21 protein-coding genes are annotated in these 21,774 nt (G+C 38.2%); 12 read left to right on the forward strand and 9 right to left on the reverse strand.

The features are described 5' to 3' along the window. The first annotated feature begins 131 nt into the window (after nt 1–131). The 3 genes from DYH63_RS11560 (at nt 132) to DYH63_RS11570 (ending at nt 4,758) form a co-directional block, all read left to right on the forward strand. Complete coding sequence (locus DYH63_RS11560; RefSeq protein WP_369692779.1) at nt 132–1,937, forward strand: OstA-like protein; 1,806 nt, start codon at nt 132–134, stop codon at nt 1,935–1,937. A gap of 77 nt (nt 1,938–2,014) precedes the next feature. Continuing rightward, nucleotides 2,015–3,208 (forward strand): aspartate aminotransferase family protein, encoded by a 1,194-nt coding sequence (locus tag DYH63_RS11565; RefSeq protein WP_116788955.1) that lies wholly within the window; start codon nt 2,015–2,017, stop codon nt 3,206–3,208. A gap of 152 nt (nt 3,209–3,360) precedes the next feature. Next, entirely contained in the window at nt 3,361–4,758 is a 1,398-nt protein-coding gene (locus DYH63_RS11570) for a tetratricopeptide repeat protein (RefSeq protein WP_116788956.1), read from the forward strand. 334 nt (nt 4,759–5,092) lie between these two features. Here the strand turns inward: DYH63_RS11570 and DYH63_RS11575 are convergent, their stop codons facing one another. The 5 genes from DYH63_RS11575 to DYH63_RS11595 all read right to left on the reverse strand — a co-directional run bounded on the left by DYH63_RS11575 (nt 5,093) and on the right by DYH63_RS11595 (nt 9,511). Further along, a complete protein-coding gene (locus DYH63_RS11575) occupies nt 5,093–7,759 on the reverse strand; it encodes a carboxypeptidase-like regulatory domain-containing protein (protein WP_116788957.1) in 2,667 nt (888 codons plus the stop codon). Nucleotides 7,760–7,826: 67 nt separating this feature from the next. After that, nucleotides 7,827–8,576, reverse strand: a complete 750-nt coding sequence (locus DYH63_RS11580) for a GLPGLI family protein (RefSeq protein WP_116788958.1) — start codon at nt 8,574–8,576, stop codon at nt 7,827–7,829. A gap of 79 nt (nt 8,577–8,655) precedes the next feature. After that, nucleotides 8,656–8,937 carry a hypothetical protein gene (locus DYH63_RS11585; RefSeq protein WP_116788959.1) on the reverse strand — a complete coding sequence of 94 codons (282 nt, stop codon included), beginning with the start codon at nt 8,935–8,937 and terminating at the stop codon, nt 8,656–8,658. 2 nt (nt 8,938–8,939) lie between these two features. Beyond that, nucleotides 8,940–9,218: a hypothetical protein gene (locus DYH63_RS11590; protein ID WP_116788960.1), complete on the reverse strand. Its 279-nt coding sequence runs from the start codon at nt 9,216–9,218 to the stop codon at nt 8,940–8,942. Nucleotides 9,219–9,328: 110 nt separating this feature from the next. Then, the gene (locus DYH63_RS11595) at nt 9,329–9,511 is read right to left on the reverse strand and encodes a hypothetical protein (protein WP_116788961.1); all 183 of its coding nucleotides are present in this window, start codon (nt 9,509–9,511) and stop codon (nt 9,329–9,331) included. A 319-nt stretch (nt 9,512–9,830) separates the two neighbouring features. Between DYH63_RS11595 and DYH63_RS11600 the strand changes: the two genes are divergently transcribed. Further along, on the forward strand, nt 9,831–11,513 hold the full coding sequence (locus DYH63_RS11600; RefSeq protein ID WP_116788962.1) for an AraC family transcriptional regulator: 1,683 nt from the start codon (nt 9,831–9,833) through the stop codon (nt 11,511–11,513). 385 nt (nt 11,514–11,898) lie between these two features. Here DYH63_RS11600 and DYH63_RS11605 read toward each other — a convergent pair whose 3' ends face one another. After that, nucleotides 11,899–12,405, reverse strand: coding sequence for a hypothetical protein (locus DYH63_RS11605; RefSeq protein ID WP_162927006.1), 507 nt, complete (start codon nt 12,403–12,405; stop codon nt 11,899–11,901). Nucleotides 12,406–12,481: 76 nt separating this feature from the next. Here DYH63_RS11605 and DYH63_RS11610 point away from each other — a divergent pair, with 76 nt between their 5' ends. Next, nucleotides 12,482–13,456, forward strand: coding sequence for a toxin TcdB middle/N-terminal domain-containing protein (locus DYH63_RS11610; RefSeq protein ID WP_116788964.1), 975 nt, complete (start codon nt 12,482–12,484; stop codon nt 13,454–13,456). 59 nt (nt 13,457–13,515) lie between these two features. Continuing rightward, a protein-coding gene (locus DYH63_RS11620) for an IS3 family transposase (RefSeq protein ID WP_439952022.1) occupies nt 13,516–14,663 on the forward strand; the annotation gives its coding sequence in 2 pieces (ribosomal slippage) (nt 13,516–13,777 and nt 13,777–14,663; 1,149 coding nt in all). A 157-nt stretch (nt 14,664–14,820) separates the two neighbouring features. On the opposite strand, the gene DYH63_RS11625 is transcribed toward DYH63_RS11620, so the two are convergent. Both DYH63_RS11625 and DYH63_RS21310 read right to left on the reverse strand, forming a co-directional pair. Further along, the gene (locus DYH63_RS11625; RefSeq protein ID WP_116788967.1) at nt 14,821–15,954 is read right to left on the reverse strand and encodes a DUF932 domain-containing protein; all 1,134 of its coding nucleotides are present in this window, start codon (nt 15,952–15,954) and stop codon (nt 14,821–14,823) included. Beyond that, nucleotides 15,944–16,264 carry a hypothetical protein gene (locus DYH63_RS21310; RefSeq protein WP_162927007.1) on the reverse strand — a complete coding sequence of 107 codons (321 nt, stop codon included), beginning with the start codon at nt 16,262–16,264 and terminating at the stop codon, nt 15,944–15,946. Before DYH63_RS21310 ends, DYH63_RS11625 begins: the two co-directional genes overlap by 11 nt. Nucleotides 16,265–16,361: 97 nt before the next feature. Here DYH63_RS21310 and mobA point away from each other — a divergent pair, with 97 nt between their 5' ends. The 4 genes from mobA (at nt 16,362) to DYH63_RS11645 (ending at nt 18,888) form a co-directional block, all read left to right on the forward strand. Next, nucleotides 16,362–16,793, forward strand: coding sequence for a conjugal transfer protein MobA (mobA, locus tag DYH63_RS11630; RefSeq protein WP_116788968.1), 432 nt, complete (start codon nt 16,362–16,364; stop codon nt 16,791–16,793). A 3-nt stretch (nt 16,794–16,796) separates the two neighbouring features. Then, the gene (mobB, locus tag DYH63_RS11635; RefSeq protein WP_116788969.1) at nt 16,797–18,077 is read left to right on the forward strand and encodes a conjugal transfer protein MobB; all 1,281 of its coding nucleotides are present in this window, start codon (nt 16,797–16,799) and stop codon (nt 18,075–18,077) included. Between the two features lie 225 nt (nt 18,078–18,302). Then, the gene (locus DYH63_RS11640; RefSeq protein ID WP_240408980.1) at nt 18,303–18,599 is read left to right on the forward strand and encodes a helix-turn-helix domain-containing protein; all 297 of its coding nucleotides are present in this window, start codon (nt 18,303–18,305) and stop codon (nt 18,597–18,599) included. Then, on the forward strand, nt 18,586–18,888 hold the full coding sequence (locus DYH63_RS11645; RefSeq protein WP_116788971.1) for a hypothetical protein: 303 nt from the start codon (nt 18,586–18,588) through the stop codon (nt 18,886–18,888). Before DYH63_RS11640 ends, DYH63_RS11645 begins: the two co-directional genes overlap by 14 nt. Nucleotides 18,889–19,020: 132 nt before the next feature. Here the strand turns inward: DYH63_RS11645 and DYH63_RS11650 are convergent, their stop codons facing one another. Next, nucleotides 19,021–19,926 (reverse strand): LysR substrate-binding domain-containing protein, encoded by a 906-nt coding sequence (locus tag DYH63_RS11650; protein WP_116788972.1) that lies wholly within the window; start codon nt 19,924–19,926, stop codon nt 19,021–19,023. A gap of 92 nt (nt 19,927–20,018) precedes the next feature. On the opposite strand from DYH63_RS11650, the gene DYH63_RS11655 reads away from it, so the two are divergent. Both DYH63_RS11655 and DYH63_RS11660 read left to right on the forward strand, forming a co-directional pair. Then, the gene (locus DYH63_RS11655; protein WP_116790815.1) at nt 20,019–20,570 is read left to right on the forward strand and encodes a hypothetical protein; all 552 of its coding nucleotides are present in this window, start codon (nt 20,019–20,021) and stop codon (nt 20,568–20,570) included. A 15-nt stretch (nt 20,571–20,585) separates the two neighbouring features. Then, nucleotides 20,586–21,596 (forward strand): NADP-dependent oxidoreductase, encoded by a 1,011-nt coding sequence (locus DYH63_RS11660; RefSeq protein ID WP_116788973.1) that lies wholly within the window; start codon nt 20,586–20,588, stop codon nt 21,594–21,596. Nucleotides 21,597–21,774: the final 178 nt, after the last annotated feature.

Below are 21,774 nucleotides of genomic sequence, written 5' to 3' on the forward strand. Positions count from 1 at the left end.
TACGAATAAGAACCGGAATAAAAATTCGTTTAACTTATATAATTCGTGGCCTATATTTTGAAACGTTTGCACTGCTTGCTTAAATTGTTTCTAACCTATTTTACGTAAATTTGTTCAAATAAATTTTGACTTTGAAAAAGACATTATTCCTGGCCATATTGCTACAGCTGTTATCATTAACCATGATGGCACAAACCCCGCCTGCGCAGCAAAGTAAGAAGCTACTTATAGATCATGCAGATTTTATTAATGGCGACCAGACTGAGATACCAGGTGCGGTAGTACTTACGGGGAATGTACGCCTTATACACGATGGCGCGTTAATCACCTCAAATAAAGCTTATTATTTTGAATCGGAGAACTATGCCAAGTTGTTTGGCGAAGTAGCCATGAACCAGGGCGATACCCTTTTTATGAACAGCCGTTATGCAGAATATAACGGAGAGAAAAAATTTGCATTTGCCAGCGGCGGTGTAAGTATGCGTTCGCCCGATATGAAACTGGTTACCGATACCGTATATTTTGACCGGAATATACAGCAGGCGTATTACCGTAGTGGCGGTACTATAACCAGTGCTGACAATGTACTTAAAAGTAAATCCGGACGCTACTTTGTGGCACAAAAAAAATATGAATTTCGTAGTGCGGTAACACTTACCAACCCCCAGTATGTAATGAAGTCTAATAACCTGGACTACTATACTGCCGGTGGCCATGCTTATGTTTTTGGCCCTACGACCATTACCGGAAAAGACAATTTTATATATACCGAAAAGGGATTTTACGATACCAAAAAGAATGTTGCCAAGCTGCTTACCAACTCCTACATAAAAAACGGCACCCAGATTATTAGGGGAGACAGTTTGTATTATGACCGAAAACGGGAATTCTCGTCGGCTACAAACAATGTCAGGATTACAGATACCGTTAATAAATTCATTGGCCGCGGACACTATGCCGAAGTCTACAAAGCCAAGGACTCACTAATGCTGACACGCCATGCAGAAGTAATAACACTGGTAGAAAAAGACTCATTATACCTGCATGCAAAAAAGATGATCGTTACCGGCCCAGAAGGCTGCCGCGTGGTGCGTGGCTTTAGCAACGCCCGTTTTTTTAAAACAGATATGAGCGGTAAGTGCGACTCTATACATTCTGACGAAGAAAAAGGATTAACGCAGCTCATACGCCGTCCCGTAGTATGGAACGGACAAAGCCAGGTAACAGGCGATGTTATTCATCTTATTTCAAACAATACTACCCAGCAGCTAGACAGCATAAAGGTACTTACAAATGCTTTCATTGTTCAGGTTGATACGCTATGGAGTAAAGCTCACCCGGACAGGGCGCGGTACAATCAGGTAAAAGGTAAAAACCTCTATGGTAAGTTCCGAGAAAATAAGCTTTATGAAATAGACCTTGTGGGTAACACAGAAAAGATATACTACATGTATAACGATGATGATGAACTTATAGGTATTGACAAGGGTGTAAGCAGTAAAATACATCTGGAGCTAGAAAACAACGAAATTGTATCTGTAACATCTATGGTGAGCCCACGGAGTGAAAGTTATCCGGAAAAGGACTTTGCCGAAAATGCCCGAAAGCTAAAAGGCTTTATATGGCGGGGCGATGAAATGATATTGACAAAAGATGATATCTTTCCTGAAGAGGAAAAGAAACTGCACGAAGACATACTACGAAAAACAGGAAAGCTTAAAAACATAGTAGACAAGCCTATGGAGCCGTTAAAGGAAACCCTTAATTATGACAAGGATCATCCTAAACCAAAGCCTGAAGTTCAGCCAGCAGCCGGTACACCTGCTCAAACACTGCCTTCTTCGGCAAATAAAACTCCAAAAACAACACAAAAGGCACAGGGCAGCGCCAGGACAAAACAGCTTACACCTGCTACTACAGCTAAAAAAGCTCAGTAGCTATTATTATTGAATTATTTAAAAACGGGTCTTCCCCTACTCCGTGCTAAATCCTGTTTTGGGATGAGGGGGCAACAATGCTAAACGATTTTTACAAATACCAGGCACAAACCTCTCCACACCCGCTGGGTATAGCCATAAGCCACGCCGAGGGCAGCTACATTTATGATGTTGACAACAAACCCTACCTCGACTTTGTAGCCGGGGTATCGGCTACCAGTCTTGGGCATAAACACCCCAGGGTTAATGATGCTATTATAAAACAGCTTAATACCTACAGCCATGTAATGGTATATGGAGAGTATGCGCAACATCCTGCTACAGAACTTTGCAGATTACTGGCAGAGCACATGCCACCGCAACTAAATAAAACCTATCTGGTAAACAGCGGCACTGAGGCTACCGAGGGCGCACTTAAACTCGCACGACGGGTAACTGGGCGTAGCCAGCTTATTTCGTGCCATCATGCTTATCATGGTAACACCATGGGCAGTATGAGTGTAATGGGGCACGAAGAGCGCAAGCAGATATTCCGCCCGCTTATACCCGATGTAAATTTTATTACGTTTAACAACGAAGAAGACCTGCAAAAGATAACCACAAAAACAGCCGGAATTATTCTTGAAACCATACAGGGAGGTGCCGGATTTATACAGCCACATAACGATTTTCTTAAAAAAGTGCGACAGCGTTGTGATGAAGTCGGTGCCATAATGATACTCGACGAAATACAGCCAGGCTTTGGCCGTACAGGTAAACTTTTTGGTTTCCAGAACTATGATGTGGTACCGGATGTAGTTGTTATGGGTAAAGGCATGGGTGGCGGTATGCCCGTGGGTGCTTTTACGGCATCTGCCGATATGATGGACCTCCTAAGCCACGACCCCAAACTTGGACATATAACAACCTTTGGGGGGCATCCTGTTATAGCAGCGGCCTGTCTTGCAACTTTGCAGGAAATAACAGAAACTGACATAATGGCGCAGGCGCTGGAAAAAGAAAAATTGTTCAGGCAATTACTCGTACACCCGCTTATTACGGCAGTGCGTGGTGAAGGCCTGATGCTTGCCGCCATGACCCAAAGCGCTGATATTACTAACGAAGTTATACTGCGCTGCCATAAACGCGGGTTGATATTATTCTGGTTGCTATTTGAAGGAAAAGCAATACGGATTACCCCTCCCCTGACAATTTCGGAAGATGAAATTAAAGAAGGTTGTGGCATCATTATTGAAGTTATGAATGAAGTGCTCAATGAGCAGCAAAAATAGATAGGTTCAGTAACAACAACTTACGAACCTTAAACAACGAATTACTTAACATAAATGTTTTGTTAATTAAATTGTTTAAAAGATATTTAAGAGATTTCCTTTTTAGGTAAGAATTTTGTAACTTTAAGAAGGATAATTTTAAACACATGAGTATGAATTTGAGTCACGAGGAAGAAGATCGCAGTTTATCCTTATCAAAGTTCGAATCGATGTTGAAAACCAACAAAGTATTCTTCTTTGACTCTGAAGAGTTTGAAGATATTATACTTCATTATCTCGACAGCGGTAAAATTAATTTAGCTAAGAAGGCCTTAAAGCTCGGCCTGGAGCAACACCCCAGGTCAACAGGTTTAAAATTAGTACAGGTTGAAATTTTAGTTTTTGACGACAAGCTTGAGCTGGCAGAAAAATTGCTCAATGAACTCTATGCTATAGAGCCTACAAACGAAGAAATATATATACAAAAAGCCAATATTTACAGTAAGCGCGACCAGCATGAAAAAGCGGTAGAGCACTTAGAAATTGCCCTTAAATATACCGATGACCTTGCCGATGTGTATTCATTACTGGGTATGGAGTATCTGTTTATGGACAACCTTGAAAAGGCGAAAGAGAATTTTATAAAGTGTCTTGAAGAAGATACAGAGGACCATTCTGCGCTTTACAACGTAGTGTATTGTTTTGACTTTTTGGACCAGAACCTGGAAGCCATTGTTTTTTTAAACGAGTTTATAGACAAGAATCCGTATAGCGAAGTGGCATGGCATCAGCTTGGCCGCCAGTATTATGCCATTAAAGAGTATGAACAGTCGCTACGCGCATTTGAATATGCTACGCTTATAGATGAAAGTTTTTTGGGTGCATTTCTTGAAAAAGCAAAGACACTGGAAAAACTAAAGCGTTATGAAGACGCGATAGACTGTTATAATACTACTATGGAGCTTGATGACCCTACGTCTTTTGCGCTGCTTCGTGTAGGTAAATGTTATGAAAGGCTTGGAAATCGTGAGAAAGCGCTTAAGTTTTACCTTAAAACGGTGCATGAAGATCCGCTTTTAGACAAAGCCTGGATAGCAATAACAGATTTTTATATTCGCCTTAAGAATTACCAAAAGGCGCTATATTATGTAAATAAGGCTATAGGCATAGATAACGAAAATAAGTTGTACTGGAAGCGCTATGCTACCATAAACAACGCGCTTAACTTTTATGAGGAAGCCGAAGAAGGTTACCGAAAAGCTGTAGAGTTTGGCGATTACCAGCTTGATACCTGGTTGTTTTGGATTGATACATTACAACAGCTTGGAGAGTTTGATACTGCTATTGCAACACTTTTGCAGGCAGCCGAATATTATGACGAAGAGCATGAGGTAGAATATCGCCTTGCAGCACTGTACCTTAGACAGCAGGAACTTGATAAAGGTGTTTTTCACCTTAATAATGCTTTGAGGCTTAATTACAGACAACACACCTTGCTGGAAGAATATTTCCCAGATGTATTTTTAATGGACATCGTTCAGGACGAAATGAAAAAATACAGAAAAAAATAACTTAACAAATAGTTTTTATACTTGCCCTGTTTCTCTTAGAAACAGGGTTTATTTTTTTTTTAGATCTGCACCAAAGCCTGTGAAGCGACTAGTCTTTACAACCAAATCCTGCACCTGCGTTTAGAAAAAGGCCATTAATAGAAATATTGGCATCTTATAATGTTACGGTAATCACTTCCTACTAAGCCTCAATATTATAAATGATTATGGCCTTTTGCCAATGGTTCTAACGTTGCTAAAGGCAAGCCTTGTCTTGCCGGTAAGCCAGTGAGCACATGCACAAACAGCTAATTTCTCGTGTCTGCCGGTTGTTAATAGCATCACGTTAAAAATTTTAAAAGCGATACTCTGCTTTGAGCAATAAATATCTGGGCATTAGCCTGTATTCTGTAACAGAGATGTTTACATCATTAATCAGGTATTCGGTAAAAGTTTTGGTATTAAAAAGATTTTGACCGGATAATGTAAAAGTTAGCTTGTTGTCTTTAACCGTATAACGTGCCTCTACATCCAGAAAGTAATATTTATTGCTGTTACTGTCTATATTACCGAAATAATAACGTTCTGATTGCAACTGTATATTAAACTTTGGACTAAACATAAATGACAAATCTAAAAATGACGTGTTGTTAGTATAAGAATTAGTTATCGTTGTACTAACCTCAGAATGATCCCATTTAGAACCTATATGATAATTAAAGAACCCCCTGAAGCCAGACCGAAGTTCAAAGCCATAATTAACTGAAAGACTTCTAACTTCACGTAGATCAGAATCGTTTACAATGTTCTTAAAATTATACTTGCTGCCCCCTGCCAGGAGCTTTAAATTTGAATAAATGAATTTAAAATACCGGTTTACATTTGACGAAAATGTTATAAACTCACGGTCTTTAATTATTATCTTTTTTGAAAGAGAATAATTTTGCGCTATTAAAGTATTTGTACTAAAAAAATCGTGGTTTTTAGTATATAAAAAGAATGTGTTTGCAAAGAATTTATCGCCCCAGCTTCCATAATTATAATTGAGTAAAAAGGAAGATGCTTCAAGAATATTGAAGTTGCCAGTACCTTTAGAAAAATCGCGAAAACCGGTGTGAATGTAATTGCTGTAAACATCTAAAATTGTAGCATTAGATGGTGTGTAGCTATATGATGTCTGGATAATATTGGTTTTGTTTATTTCCCAGTCTGCACCTATTTTAGGACTTATTAAAAAAGGTGACTGCTTTTCTAAAGATGCTTCCTGTTTAAGTTCATTAAAAAACTGGTGTAGTTCCAGCTGCCCAAATATACTTAGACGCTTAAACTTTGTAAGATATTTTACTTTTGCATAGGTATCATTTACTATATAGCCTACATTATTTTGAAAATCAGTTGGGCGGCTAACTTCTACATTTTCATTAAAAATGACAAAGTCAGAATCCAGTTTATCATTTCGATATTTATTACCAAACTGTAGTTCTAAAAGGTCTCCGCTTGATTTTCGGTCAATAAGATGTCCTTCCAGGCCAGCAAACTGCATTTTGTTTTGCGAATATTGTTTTACATTGCTGGCTTCAGTATTAAATAAATCCTGATAAATAAATTGATTTACACCATAGTTTTGTGGTGTTTTTTCGTTGATATACCTTCCTGAAATAAGTAATACACTGTTTTTTTTAAATTTATTTGTAAAAATTATTTTATGGTCTATTAGTTGGTTTAATGCGTTTAGATGTTCTTCTAAATAATTTTCATTAAAAAGTAGTGCACTTGTATTTTTGCCTTTTGTGCTGTTAAACTTAGCAGTATATTCAATGGTTACATTTGCATTAATGTCATAAATCAGGTCTGCCTTACCAAATCCCGTGAGCGCATTTTTGCGCACATTTTGATTTTGAGTATTTGTAAAGTTAGTACCCTCCACAAAATAAGAATCTATACTGTTTTTATAGAAATTTATACCATCGCTGTTGAAAAAGCCAAGGGTTTTTAGTTTAATTTTTGAAGACAGGGCATGTATCGCATTTAATGAAACCATTTCTGCATTGTTTAAATTTACCCTTTTTTGCTTAAGCTGTGGCTGATAGGCATTGATTGAAAGTATTGATTGGGCATTTTGGTCATCTCCCACTCCGCCGGGTTCATTACCTCTGTAAGGCCGTATTAAATGGTCTATATCTCCGGTGGCATCAATACCTATATTGTTTAGATTAGTCAGGAAATAATATTTGTCTTTCTTCCCAAAGTTCATAAGATTACCTTTAGCCTCATATCTGTTATCAGATGCTACACCATAGCCTAAACTTGTATTTCCAAACCATTGCCGTTTAAAATCGTCTTTAAGCGTAAGGTTAAGCGCTACCCTTTCACTTTTTTCGATGCCTTTTAAATGTTTGTTGTTTGAGTAATGTTGCAACACCTCAATCTTATCAATAGGATTAACAGGCATGTTCTTAGTAAGTAGTTTATACCCCTTATCAAACATATCGTCGCCATCGATCATTATATTTTCGATTTCCTGGTTGCCCACTTTTATTGTACCGTCATCTGAGATTGACAGGCCCGGAATTTTTTTCAGTAAGTCTTCAACTACCTGCTCATTGCCCTGGCTAAAATATTTTGCATCAAATACAATTGTATCCTGTTTTACACTAATGGGTGAAGTTGTATTTATTATAACTTCATTTAATTCTAACGGTTCATATTGCAATACAACATCCTTATTTATTTCTACGGCTTCAGTGCTAATTTTTACAGCTATGGTAACGGGCTTAAAAGATAACGCCGAAATAACAAGGTTAAAATTCCCCGTTTTATCTACCACTATAGAAAATTTCCCATTATCATCTGTATATCCATAAGCCGTTATAACGGCACTACCTTCAGGACTCAATATTATGCTGGCATTTTGCAGTATTCCATTATTCACATCTGTTACCTTACCTCTAATTGTAGTTTGAGATGCGCCACGTGCCGCAAGTAGTAAAAGCAGTATATAAAAGAGGGTGGTTAGTTTCATTACTTACCGGTTGTTTAATTTTTACAACAATGCATAGTGTGTATAATGATAGTAATTGTAGATGTAACTATTCAAAACTTTTTTCCAGATCATAATTTTCGCCTACTTGGGCGCTTATTTGTGCTCCTCTTGGCAGCTTGGCTTTTAAACGATCTATAAAGTCGTTAACTTCATTGTTTTTGTATGTTACATACTGGTCAAGTGTTATCTTTTTACCTTTAGCCGGTTCTTTTATTACACTTGCTGTAAGTGTAGAAATTTTTGCAACCTGTATAAAAATGTTGTTGTCTGTAGATTTTGCTTCTAATACCAGTCCCGGCAGGCCATTAAACTTCCATGGGCCAAAAGCGGTAGGAATTTCTTTAGTATACCACACTTCATAGGTACGCCCTCTAAACTTGCCTATGGCTTTGTTGCAGGTCATTTTGTTTATAAGCTTAACGTCATCTTTTAACTGCCAGTTAAAATTGGGTATTTTTTCATCTACAATAACAGGTAGAAATTTGCCGCTTATGCCTACAAATTCCCTAAAAACAATCTGTTTTGTTTTTCCGTTAAAATAATATTGCCTCCCAATACTATCGTTAGGCTTAACACTAAAACTGATATTTTCCTCCTGGTCTACCATAACGGTATCCAGAGATTTTTGCACCCCCGGAAAGTAGGAAATCGCATCGCTTTTATTTAACCTTAATTCGAGCTTTTCATTTTCATTAAGCCCTATGTTTTTATAATTGTATTCTACTTTGTAAGATGTACCAGCCTGAGAAAACACATTAATTGTATATAGCAGTACTATTAATAAATATCGAGTCATGATTATTTTATTATGTTAAACGATTATAAAAAAGCTGGCAAAGCTACCCCAAAGGGCAACTCTGCCAGATAAATTTTGGCTATCCGTAGAATGCCTCAAGAAGTTTGATCTTCGCTTTTAGCCCAAGGCAGTCCAGGTAAGATGTATCTGAAATTGTTAGTTCCACATTAATTTCAACCCCCTGAAAAGTACCTTTAACGGTTACAGTACAGTCTCTGTTAGCCTCGTTTGCATCGGTACTGTTCTGCGTTTTTACAGCAGGTGTTACTACCTCTTTAGACTTAAGTGTATCTACACTACCATTAGCAAATGTTAAACTGCTTGTTAACGCAAATGCCGCAATGAATAATATCTTTTTCATGACTAACCTTTTATTTCGTTAACAACACCTTTGATCAGTTTTATTGCAGCATCAACACAATCGTTAGCTTCAACGGTAACGCTGATGTTAACCTCTTTGCCATTAACGGTGCCTTTAACCGTAATTTTACAATCTTTGTAAAAAACATCAGCTGCCTCTACTTGAGAAACAATGTTTTTTTCGGCTAATACTTTTTCATTAACCGGCATCTCATGCGTGTTAGCAAATGCTCCAGATGAGAAAGCAACTGTGGCAACAAGGCCATAGAATAAATTTTTCATAAAAAATAATTAATTGGTTTCCTACCTTCAGGAATTTAGCGTCCTCCTGTGTCAGAGTTAATTCCGGGACGTGATTTTTTATGGATGAACGGTCGGCCCAGTATTCTATATCATTTTATCTTGGTAATATCCCACCCTCTGTCTTTAGTGGTGTCTTTAATTGTAATGGGAGCTACCGGTTTTAAAACATCTATAGTTGACGCGTCTGGTGCTGGTGTAGCAAGGGTTTCATCATCAGTGCTGCACGACATTATTGCTACTGCAAAAATTGATAGTAAGGCAAGTTTTTTCATAATGATTAGTAATAACCACTTTTGGTTTAAGTTGGATTTTGGAGAATTATCATGAACTAATCTGGCTTAGTTCGTGTATGAATTCAAAAAATTGGCTGTGGTTATTGATATTCCAAATGTACCTGCCTTTTTAATTAAAATAAAACGAATGTTACTGGAATTTATAAATTACACATGGGTATTTTATAAATTCCACGCTTTCCAGCATCTGGTTAAATATTTAAAAACAAGCGTTTTACGCAATTGTTTATGTTAAAATTTGTACTTTGTTGTTACTGATTAACACTTAGTGGTATATTGCTTATATTTTTAGCTTTATATGTCTAAATTTCAAATATTCGTCTTCTTTATTTACTTCACAGTACAGTCAGTTTGTGCTGCCGCGGGTATATTACCTGTAGATTCTCTTGAGCATAAAAGCTATACTTATATAAATGATCGCATAAATACCTTTGAGAAAGACAGCACCAAAGTTTGGGTATATCTTAATGCCTATGTACGCAAGGCCAAAAAAGAACAGAAGTTTAAAGAAATAGTATATGGATATCAAAATTGCGTATACCTGTCTGACAATGCGGTTAGCATAAAATATTCTGACAGCCTTATTTTTTATGCTGAAAAATCTGCAGATAAAATTTTAATTGGAAGTGCTTACCTAACCCGCGGAATAGCCTATTATAAACTAAGAAAATATCCTGAAACTTTAGATAATTACCTTACTGCAGACCGCTATTTAACCGAAACAAACGATGATTATTTAAAATATAAGGCTAAGTACAATATTGCGCTTATAAAGAGCTATCTGGGAGACTACCAGGAAGCTATGGATTTATATAAAGATTGTATTGAATATTTTAAACGTGATGGCTTTAATAATACACGTGGATATTTAAGCGCCATAGGTGGTCTTGCTTTTGCGTATAACAGACTTGGAGATTATGAGTTAAGCTCTAAAACAGCAGAATGGGGAATTAGAGAAAGTAAAAGGCTGGAACAAAATCTTGACATGCAGTACATCAGGCAGATAGAAGGAATTAATTTATATGGCAAAAAACAATATGCTAATGCTATAAAGTTGCTACAGCAATCTTTACCTGATATTATAAAGAATGACGATTTTGCGAACCAGACTGTGGGCTACTTTTATTTAGGAAAAAGTTACATGGCAATTAATGATGTACAAAAAGCCATGCCATTTTTTTACAAGGTAGATTCTGTTTTTAATAAAAATAATTACATACGGCCAGACCTTCGCGAAAATTATGAAATACTTATAAATTACTACAAGCAAAAAAATGATAAAGACAAGCAGCTCTTATATATAAATACGTTACTGCGCGCAGATAGTATCTTAAATACAAATTACAGATATTTAAGCAACAAGATAAAAAAGCAATACGATACTAAAGATCTTAACCTTGCCAGGCAACAGATAGAGTATGAACTTTCAGGTGCTAAAAATAAGATGATTTTATATCTTATCCTTTTAGCTATTACAACAGCATCTTTAGGTTATTATATTTATATGTACTATGCGAAGCAACGGTTGTACCAAAAAAATTATGAGAAATTGCTCTTAAGCCAAAAAGCACCTCCATTAGAGGTTAAAGAGCCCTCAAGACCTCTGGATATTAATAAAGAGGTTGTAGATGAGATACTTTCTAAACTCAGGAGATTTGAAGAAAAAGAGCTTTTTCTAAAAAAAGACCTTACCCAGGCTAAACTGGCTGATATGCTAAAAACAAATTCTACTTACTTGTCTAAGGTTATTAATAATAATGGTAAAACGTTTACAGTATACCTTAATGAATTGCGAATTAATTACACAATAGATTTGCTAACAAGAAAACCCATTTACCGTAATTATACTATAAAAGCATTAGCTGAGTTATCTGGTTTTAGTACAGCACAAAATTTTTCGGATGCTTTTCTTATAACAACAGGTATTAGGCCGTCTTACTTTATAAGTAAATTGTCTAAAGAGTACTTAAAGGTTAGCTAGAATACTCTGTTAAATCAATACTAAGGTATTATCTACCATAATTGGAAGGTTTTGTTATTGTTCTGCATTTAAAATATAAACGTCTCTAAAGTTAAATAAGGTTGCTACAGCGATTCATCGCCAGCTAGATTGCTTAAAGTTGTAATTCCGTTGTCAAATAAGTATTGGCGTATATCAGGGATTACAGTCGAACACTTGACCCCTATTCTGGCATTTTTTGAAAATAAAAAATGAACTGTTTTGTAATCTGTCTCTCCTGGCCTTTATTCCGGATAAGGGCGAACTGTTTCTGTCTAAAAGAATGTTTCTTATTGAAGCCGATGTTTTCGTGCCAAAAACTCGCAATTTTGCTTACAGGATCTTCTATAAATTTTTACGGTTTTTCTTAGTTAATTTTTTTTGACATTAAGAGTATTTCTTTATTAATTATTTCCGCATTTTCTTTTTTTGTAATTATAGTACCGTGAGTTCCATTAATAATAACTTGTTTTCCGTTATTAGATAGTTCTTTCAATTCTTTTTGCATTTCGAACCATAATAAAACTTGTTTGTCTGGGTCAATCCCTTTTTTTCTATATCTTTCTTTTTGAGATTCACTATATTGTTCCGTTGCTGTAAAAACCAAAATAGGTAATGAATCTAAACTATTTGCTTGACCTGCCCGAAAAAGAATAGCATCATTGATGCCATTTTCTTTTAGGTTTCTACGATAAACTTCACCTGAATAAAAAGTGAGATCACTAGAACGGATATGGCAATCTTTTGGCAAACCATCGTCCATAGAGCTTGGATTAATTTTATTATAAATTCTCAATATTCCCATATCGGAAAGTACTGAAACAAATTTTATTATCTTAATTTGTTCTTTCGGTATCAATGCTTTTTGTTCCAATCGCATCCATTGTTCGGGATGGCTTGAATCCAAAAAAACAACTCCTTTTACTTCATCAGGATATAGATCTCTAAATATGTTGCACCAGTCTGGAAGTAATAGTGGAAGTGTAAATGCTAATCTTAATAAGGTTGGTAAAACATATCTGCTTAAAAAAGTAAATACTGCCCTTGGGGGTAGCTGGACACTTGAATATGAAAAGAATGATAATACCTATGACCTCCCTCAAAACAAATGGGTACTAAGTAAAGTTACAACACATGACGGTTTTACCGGAAGCGGGGCAGATACTGCATTTGGGCCGGATATTACCAAAACATCTTTTAAGTATGCCAGCCCGAAATATGACCGTAGGGAACGGGAGTTTTTAGGTTTTGGTACCCTAACTACAAAACAACTAGACCCATCAAACGAAGTGGTGTTTCGTACCGTTATTAATTATTACTATAACGAAAATATTTACCTGAGCGGGCTTGCTAAAGGATCTGCAACCTATAACAGTGCTAACCAGCTTTTGGCTAACCAGAGCACGCTTTATAATATTCTTAATCCTGATGCACCAGTAGTAAATTTAAATGCGGAGAGTAATAATTATATTCAACTTAACCTTGCTCCATCTTTATTAGACAAATCAAGGCTATTTGTTGCGATGGTAAAAACAACCTCAGGTTCATATGAAAATGGGCAGGCGCAGGTATCAGTAAAAACAGTACAAGCCTATAACAACACAGGTAATATTACGTCTTACATAGACGGGGGAAGCAGCCATGAAGATAGCTACAGGACTGCCATTGAGTACCATCTTGCCAGTTCGTTTGAGCAATCAGCCATGACAGGATTTCCTAGTAAAATATCGGTTTACAAGTATAGCAACAACCAGCTAATGCGTCAGCGCAGCGCTTCATATAATACTAAGGGCAGCATGATGCAAATTGTTACAAAGCTAAATGCTACCGAAGATAATACTGTTGTTTTTGGATATGACGCTTACGGTAACCTCAATAAGGTAACCGAAAATGATAATAAGAATAGTACTAACACAACAATGTAAGCTCCCCCAAAAATAGTACAGTTTAAAAGTAGAATTTTTATTAACTTTAAACTGTAATTATGAAGACTAGTAAATTTAATCCCACCCAGATCGCCAAGATCCTCAAAGAGTTTGAATCGGGCAAAGATGTTGATACCATAAGCCGTGAGCATGGAGTCAGCAAAGCTACTTTTTATAAATGGCGGCAGCGTTATGGCGGTATGGAAGCCAGCGAACTTAAGCGGTTAAAAGCCCTTGAAGAGGAAAATGCCAAGCTTAAGCGTATGTATGCCGACCTTGCCCTTGAACTGGACATGGCAAAATATATCATCGAAAAAAAGCTTTAAAGCCTTGCCATAAAAGAACCATTGTAACCGACCTGGCTTGTGTTTACCCTAACGGCAAAAGCAAGGCTTGCCGTCTCTTACAGACCAGCCGGAGCAGTTTATCGTACCTCTCGGTAAAAAATGATACAGGTCTTATTGAACGCCTTGAAGGCTTTGCAAAAGACCATCCCCGCGAAGGCTTTTGGAAGTGCTATTACCGCCTGCGCAATGGTGGTGATAAGGTAAACCATAAACGCCTGCACAGGGTGTATAAGCAACTTGGGCTTCCGTTACGCAGGAAGGTAAAGAAACGCCTGCCTGCAAGGGTTAAGGAAGCTATAGTTATACCTGAGAGCTTTACCCACACCTGGAGCATCGACTTTATGAGCGACAGCCTGATGGGCGGCAGGAAGTTCCGCAGCTTTAATGTAATTGATGACTATAACAGGGAAGTTTTGTTTATTGAGACAGATTATTCTTTGAAGAGCCGCCGCATAATATGGGTTTTAAAACACCTCACAAACCGGCATGGCAAGCCAAAACGGATACGAATGGACAACGGGCCGGAATTTGTTGCTAAATTGGCTCAGGAATGGAGTGCTATAATGGATATTGAGTTTAAGTATACCCAGCCTGGGAAACCTACACAGAACGCCCTTATAGAACGCTTCAATAAAACCTACAGGGAGCATGTGCTGGATGCACATCTTTTTGAGAGTATCGATGAGGTAAGGGATATCAGCCACCAATGGGTGGAGGACTATAACAACCACCGGCCTCATGATGCCCTGGGGGGAATCAGCCCGAGCGCCTATAGAATAAAAAACAATACAGTTGATGGGCTTCGTTCCGCTACGGCTACGCCTTCACTACACTCAGCCCATCAACTGTTAGAAACATAAGATCGGAAATAACAGTATTTTTTATACTTTTAAATCGTACTAAAAAAGGGAAGCCTACAACAAGCTATGTAAAGAATTTGACATATGACAGTATACTTTACACCTATCCAACAGGAGTAAATAATTCTTTTGGAGAAACTTCATCTACAGCCTACAATTATCTTTTTGGAATACCCGTATTTACAACAGATAAAAATGCGCAGTCTATGCGTACACGTATTGATAACCGTGGCCGTATTATAGAAGTTACAGGGCCAAATGAGCTCGCCCTTGAAACTTCGTCAAATAAAACATGGACTATTCGTATGCAATATAAGGGGGAACCGTCCGTACCACCCAAACAGACGGATTTTAGTTTGTCCTCGCCCGTTTTAAAACTGCGTACATTTTGGTAGTAGCCCGTAACGGCATTGTATGCGCCAAACAAAGTTCCTTTAGTGGTTTCAGTTTGTTGGGTATCGTCTGCCATAGCATACTCAAATGCAGTATCACAGGCATTTTTATACATCGTTGAAAGTTCCTCGGTAGCCCCTTTCTTTAAGAGGTTGTAGGTTTCTTTGTTCGGGCAGAGTGCCAACTGTATCAGTTGCTTAACCTGTTTATCTTCGATGCGCACGTTAGCCCACTGGTTAAAAATGCCCTCTAATTGCAATGAAAGAGTATCGGCAACGCCCATTACTTTATGCGCCTGTTCTAAACGTTCCTTAGCCCCTGCGGTGTGGCGTATGCGTACCACGTTAGTAGCGGTTTTCATTGCTGCATTTAACGTATTCGAGCAAACAACCCTTACAGGCGTAAACGCTGCCATGATTGAACCGCTGCCATCGTGGGAGGTGGTCAGGAAAATATATTTCTGTGTTACATCGTCCCCATTGCCCACACGGATATAGCCGGGCAGTTTGGCGGTTATAAATATGCGTTCCCCGTTGCCGAGTGCGCCTGCGGTTTCATACAGTATGCCCTCGCCACCGCCTACAATGGCATCGAAGAAAGCGAACGCATCAGCATTCTGTACGATTTGGTAGTCTTTGCCCACCACGCCAAAAACGGCTTTGTTATCTGTACGTAGGGTTGCGTATTGGTCGGGTACGGGGTAACTCTCGAAATCGCCTGCACCCATAGCAAAAATCGGTGCTTTTGCCACTTCATAGTCCAAGCCTGCAAAGGTTATCGCTTCACGGCTTGTCGGGTAGTTCTCTACAATCTGCCCAAGCCCGTGCCATGCGGTTTGTTTTACGCTCATAAAGGCGTGCTGCCCTGTCTCTTTGTTGAAATTTAAATTATGTGCCATAATTTTTTGAATTTAATAATAATACAATCGTTTTGTATCTCCTTTCAATTCTCTTATCTGATACAGTCCTGCTACGCTTGCGCTCCGCATAACTTTTTCCCAAAAGAAAACCGAAAAAAGAAAGCAATATCAAGGTGCAGGCAATGCGGAAAAAGCAAAAGGAAACGGAATAAGTCCCAAGGGGTGGGTTTGTGAGTGGGCGAGCAAAGCCATTATGCCGTAGTCTTTTGCCTTTTTTTGGATTGACAGCAATACCTTCGCTTGCTTTTATCGGTTTACTTGGGAAAAGTTTCTTTTCTAAACCTATCAAAGCCAACCAATGCCTTAAATCGCCGGAAGCGATTTACCGATTAAATCAATGACTACCTTCATTCCATACTGGCAAAAAAACTAAAAAGGAATATAAAGTGGACGATAACGGCACACATAAAAAACATAAAGGAGGCAGGCATCCTAAAGATGACCGTGCTACCTTCCGTTATTCCATCAGCCTGAGAGCTGTGGAAAATGCTAAGTTCCTGAGCTTGTTTGAGCAATCGGGCATGAATGTTATGGCACATTTTATTACTGCCTGCATTTTCCAAAAGACCATCACTACCGTAAAAATTGACAAAGCGGCAATAGATTACCATGTGAAACTAACGGGACTGTTTGCACAGTTCCGCGCCATTGGTGTCAACTACAACCAACTCATTAAAATCCTGTACAGCAACTTTACCGAGAAGAAAGCCGCTGCCTATCTGTACAGGTTAGAAAAGCAAACCATCGAACTTGTTGCCGTTAGTAAAAAGATCATTGAACTTACCACTGAATTTGAGGCGAACCATCTTAAAAAGTGAGCCATGGTAGCTAAGATTGGCAGGGGCAAAAGTTTGTTTGGTGCCTTATCCTACAATATGGATAAAGTAAAGCACAATACCGCAACGGTATTGGCAGGCCAGAAAATCATAGAATCTCCGGACGGTACATTTACCGTACCACAAATCTCAAATTCATTCCAGGCATATCTTGTTGCCAACCGGAAAACAGAAAAGCCAGTGGTGCATATCTCACTCAATCCTGATCCTGATGACAAAGTAAGCAACAATGATTATAAAGCCATTGCTAAGGATTACATGGAAAAAATGGGTTATGGCAAGCAGCCGTTCATAGTATTCAAACACAAAGACATTGAGCGCAGCCATATCCATATTGTAACGGTATGTGTGGACGAAAAGGGAAGGAAAATCTCTGATGCCTTTGAAAAAAGAAAGTCCATGGCAGCCTGTCGGGAACTGGAACGCCAGTACAACCTGAAAAATGCTGTTGAAAAAAAGCAAAACCGAACCGAGCCTATCTTTAAACCGGTCAATTATAAAGTTGGCGATATCAAAAGCCAGATGGCTGCCGTTATCCGTTACCTGCCGAAATACTATCAATACACTACGCTTGGCACGTACAAGGCCTTACTCTCATTATTCAATATTACTGCTGAAGAAGTAAAAGGCCAGTATAATGGAAAACCTAGACAAGGACTGGTCTACTTTGCATTGAACGAAAAAGGAGAAAAGGCAAGCAATCCATTCAAAGCTTCACTGTTCGGTAGAGGTGCGGGCTACACTGAATTGCAATCTCACTTTGCAAAATCTAAAATGCAATTGCAAAACAGTGCTGACAGGTCAACACTCAAAGCTACTATTGAAAAAGCAATATTGGCGACTAAAAATGAAACAGAATTTAAAACGGCTTTAAAAGAAGCAGGTATCAACACGGTTGTCCGACGGACAGCGGATAATCGAATCTACGGCATCACGTTCATTGACCACCAATCCCGTTCAGTATGGAACGGGTCGCAACTTAATAAAAACCTTAGTGCAGGCACTTTTAATGAATGGTGGAATAACGGTAATAAACCGGAAATTAGTTTACCAAATCCAAATGATGTAAAATCATCGAATATTAATCCTTTGATGAAACAAAGCCCATTATCTGAAAATGAAAAGATCAATCCAAACCTGTCCGATGCTGCCAATGCTCTCTCAGACATATTTGGAGGTTTGCTGCCACAAACTCAAGGCGAAGATTATGAAGAGGAAGCATTTGCACGGCAAATGAAAAAGAAATCCAGGGGATTAAGAAGATAGCCGGACTATCTCACGAAAACAACCTGCCGTTTTGCAGCGGAGCGACGAAGGAGTATAGCTGTAAAACGGCAATATCAGTCTAAAAAACTAAAAGGCTTTCCCGACTAAGGAAGGGAGTGCCTTTTGGTTTTCCATACCAGTTAAAGACATCTACTGCCAGCGGATGGCAGAAATACCAAACCTATCATCAAAGGAATTATTTTGGTGCTATGAACTGAAAATGGAATGATGATGAGCGAGTATATTACAAAAGATGACCTAAGGCAATTCGGCCTTGTTATGATGGATGATTTCCGTAAAATCATTGAAGAGTCTAAAAAGGAGCAGCAAAATAAACCAGTATTGGACTGGCTAAAAAGCCGTGTCGTACGTAAACTACTGGATATATCAGCAGGTTCGTTGCAAAACCTGCGCGTTACAGGAAAAATACGTTTTAAAAAAGTGCTGGGTTCCTATTACTACAGTAAGGCTGACATAATGAATTTGTTCAACGACAAACAGCCGACTTATGGAACTGCATAACCTTTTAAAATACCTGAAGCTATTTGAACGGGACACCTCTCTAAATGTATGGCACTTTGCTTTGCTTAGTGCCATACTATACCTTGGTTACACGCAGGGACAGCCCAAAATCATCAATGTCAGCCGCAGTAAGATTATGGCGCTTTCGCATATCAAAACATTGCCTACCTACCACAAATACTTTAAAGAGCTTCAGGTTATGGGGTACATCCGTTACACGCCTTGCTATCATCCTGGATATAGAAGTGAAGTGGAATTATTGTTCAATATACACACTGCTGTTAAATGAATTTGTTGCCGCACTGAGGCAACAAATTCAAAAAGGTATAAACTAAACATTTATAATTGTGTCATCAATGATGACACAATTATAAATTACTATTTAATTAACTTCTGCTTTATATAGAAACCGTTTTACAGCCTAATTGATATCATTAGCACTTAAATCAACTAATAACTTTGCCATTAACTGCGCTGATTTTTTGCAGTAAATATCTACCGGCCAGGTTATGGTTGCTATCCGGGTCATACCATCACCTGTAATTTTTATTGCTTTTAAATCCGGATGATTAAAAATTGACGAGCCCATTAAAACGGTTGCCCATTCGCCGCTACCTACTAATAATAAAAGCATATTGATATCGTTTATTTCCATCTTGATATCAGGTTTTATATTATGGCGCAATAATAAAATATCCAAATAATTGCGGATGCTGAATCCGCCTGATGGTAATAATAATGAAACATTTTCTAATTGTTTAATATTAACATGTTTTTTTTTAGCTAAAGGGTGGTTTGAGTCTACAATCAGAGCAAGGCAGGATGAAAAAAGCCTTTCTGTTTTATAGCTACCGTTTTTTTCCTGTTGCAAAAAGGAAAGCATCATGTCAACATCGCTCCGGCCGAGTTTTTCTAACAATTCCTTTGTTGTACCGAAAACAATGTCAAGTTGGACTTTTGGGTATTTTTTCGAAAACTGTATGATAGCTTTAGTCAATAGGTCGGTTAAACCATAAGTAACACCAATTGTCAAGTTACCAGTATTGAGGTTCATTAAATCCTTCAATATAATTTTTCCATCGCTGGCATCCTTTACAGTCTTAAGAGCATAAGGTAAAAATATTTTTCCGGCTTCCGTTAACCGTACCCTCTTTGCAATCCTGTCAAATAAAGGTATCCCAAGTTCATCTTCGAGTTGTTTGATCTGTTGGGACAAGGTGCTTTGTGTAATAAACAAAGCGCCGGAAGCTTCCGTAAAATTTTGCAATTCGGCTGCTTTGATAAAATATTTAAGTTGTCGAAGTTCCATAACTAAAGATAGTAACATAATCGGTTTTACCAATCAAGTATATCGAAAATAAGAGTTTAGACGATTACTATTTATGTATGACCTTTGACTTATCAAAAAAAAATAACATTATGGAAATCCAACAAAATGCTGAGAACGCGCTATCTCACTCTATTGTTAAAGCAATTATCAATGCCCCAATCGAAAAAGTAAATATTGCTGACTGGTTGTTCAACCTACCCGATGAAGAATACCAAAGATGCTCTACAGCCCATATCGCTGCCGGGTTTACCCGCACATTGAATGGCGTTCCAATGTCTATCAATGTTGAAACTATCGGCGGTGCTCTTATCATTCAGCATTACGTAGCGACAGAGTACAGGGCAGACTATTGCCGGATGTTATCCGTTTCGGACGCCATATCAACCAATGGTAGAAGTAAAGTCCAGGTACTTTGGGAATTGAGGGCAACAAAATTAGATGACAATACCTGTGAATACACCAATGAGATCCATGCTACAGCCACGCCCGAGTTCTTGGAATTCATGAAAACTCATAATATTACTTTAGCGCAGGCTGCCCATGACCGTCAAGTCGCATCAGATGCTCATAATCACGAGGAAACACCACTTTTTGCGAAAAGTATAGAAATGAAAGCTCTTACGGGTAAATATGGTATTTAATTAAAACTTCAAATCATGAAAAGCCGGTTAATGAGGCTTGTGAGCATACCGGAAGGTATGCCGCAACCCAGTAATTTCAAAATAGAGCATGAGGAACTCGGGGTTCCTGCCAATGGTGAGTTACTCTTAAAGCCAATATATATTTCTGTAGATCCTTACCTGAGAGCCGCTATGAGCGGCGGACATCCGCCCAATTTAAACGCAGGGGATATCATTATTTCGCGGGGTATAGCAGAAGTAGTTAGGTCGTCGGACAAAAGGTTTTCGCAGGGCGATTTTGTAATGGGCTATATGGAATGGCGGGATATTTTAATAGCTAAAGCGGATGGATTAATCCATCTTAAAAATAACGCCCTACCATTAAGTGCTTATTTAAGTGTCCTGGGATCTACTGGTTTATCAGCCTACTTTTCACTCATTGAAATAGGAAAGCCTAAAAGGGGAGAAACCATGATTGTTTCCGGTGCAGCTGGTGCCGTAGGAAGTATCGCCGGACAAATCGGTAAAATATTGGGATGTAAGGTTATCGGTATTGTTGGTAGCGAGGAAAAAGCACAGCTTATCACATCCGCTTTCCAATTTGATGCGGCCATAAATTATAAAACCAATAAAGATATTAATGCCACTATCCAAGAGCTTTGCCCGGAAGGCATTGATATTTACTTTGATAATGTGGGGGGTACTGTATCAGATGCGGTAATTAGCAACATGAACGATTACGGGAGGGTAATAGTTTGTGGGACAATTGCTGATTATAATAACACTATGAAAGCTACAGGGCCACGTTTACTACCTCTTGTTGTTTTTAAAAAATTATTGATACAAGGTTTTCTCATTGGCGATTACAAAGATCGTTTTGAGGAGGGTCGGCGTCAGTTGCAACATTGGTTAGCTGAAGATAAAATTCATTACACTGAAACAATTATGGAGGGCTTTGAACAATTACCCGATGCGTTTATTGGTCTTTTTAATGGCACGAATAAAGGAAAGATGTTAGTCAAGATATCATCTTGCACAATATATTGAGCCTTACCTTTTACAATGGTGTTTTAAATTCAAAAATGTATTCGGCATTGGGTCGCTCAATGTCTTGGTTAATCCTCCAGATCACCTCATCAAATGAATTGAGTTCTATTTCATAATTAGTAAAGTTGTAGGAGTATATCAGCAGATATATTGAGCCGTTCTTTTAAAGCTCGTATCA

This window comes from Flavobacterium psychrotrophum, assembly GCF_003403075.1.
Lineage (GTDB): Bacteria > Bacteroidota > Bacteroidia > Flavobacteriales > Flavobacteriaceae > Flavobacterium > Flavobacterium psychrotrophum.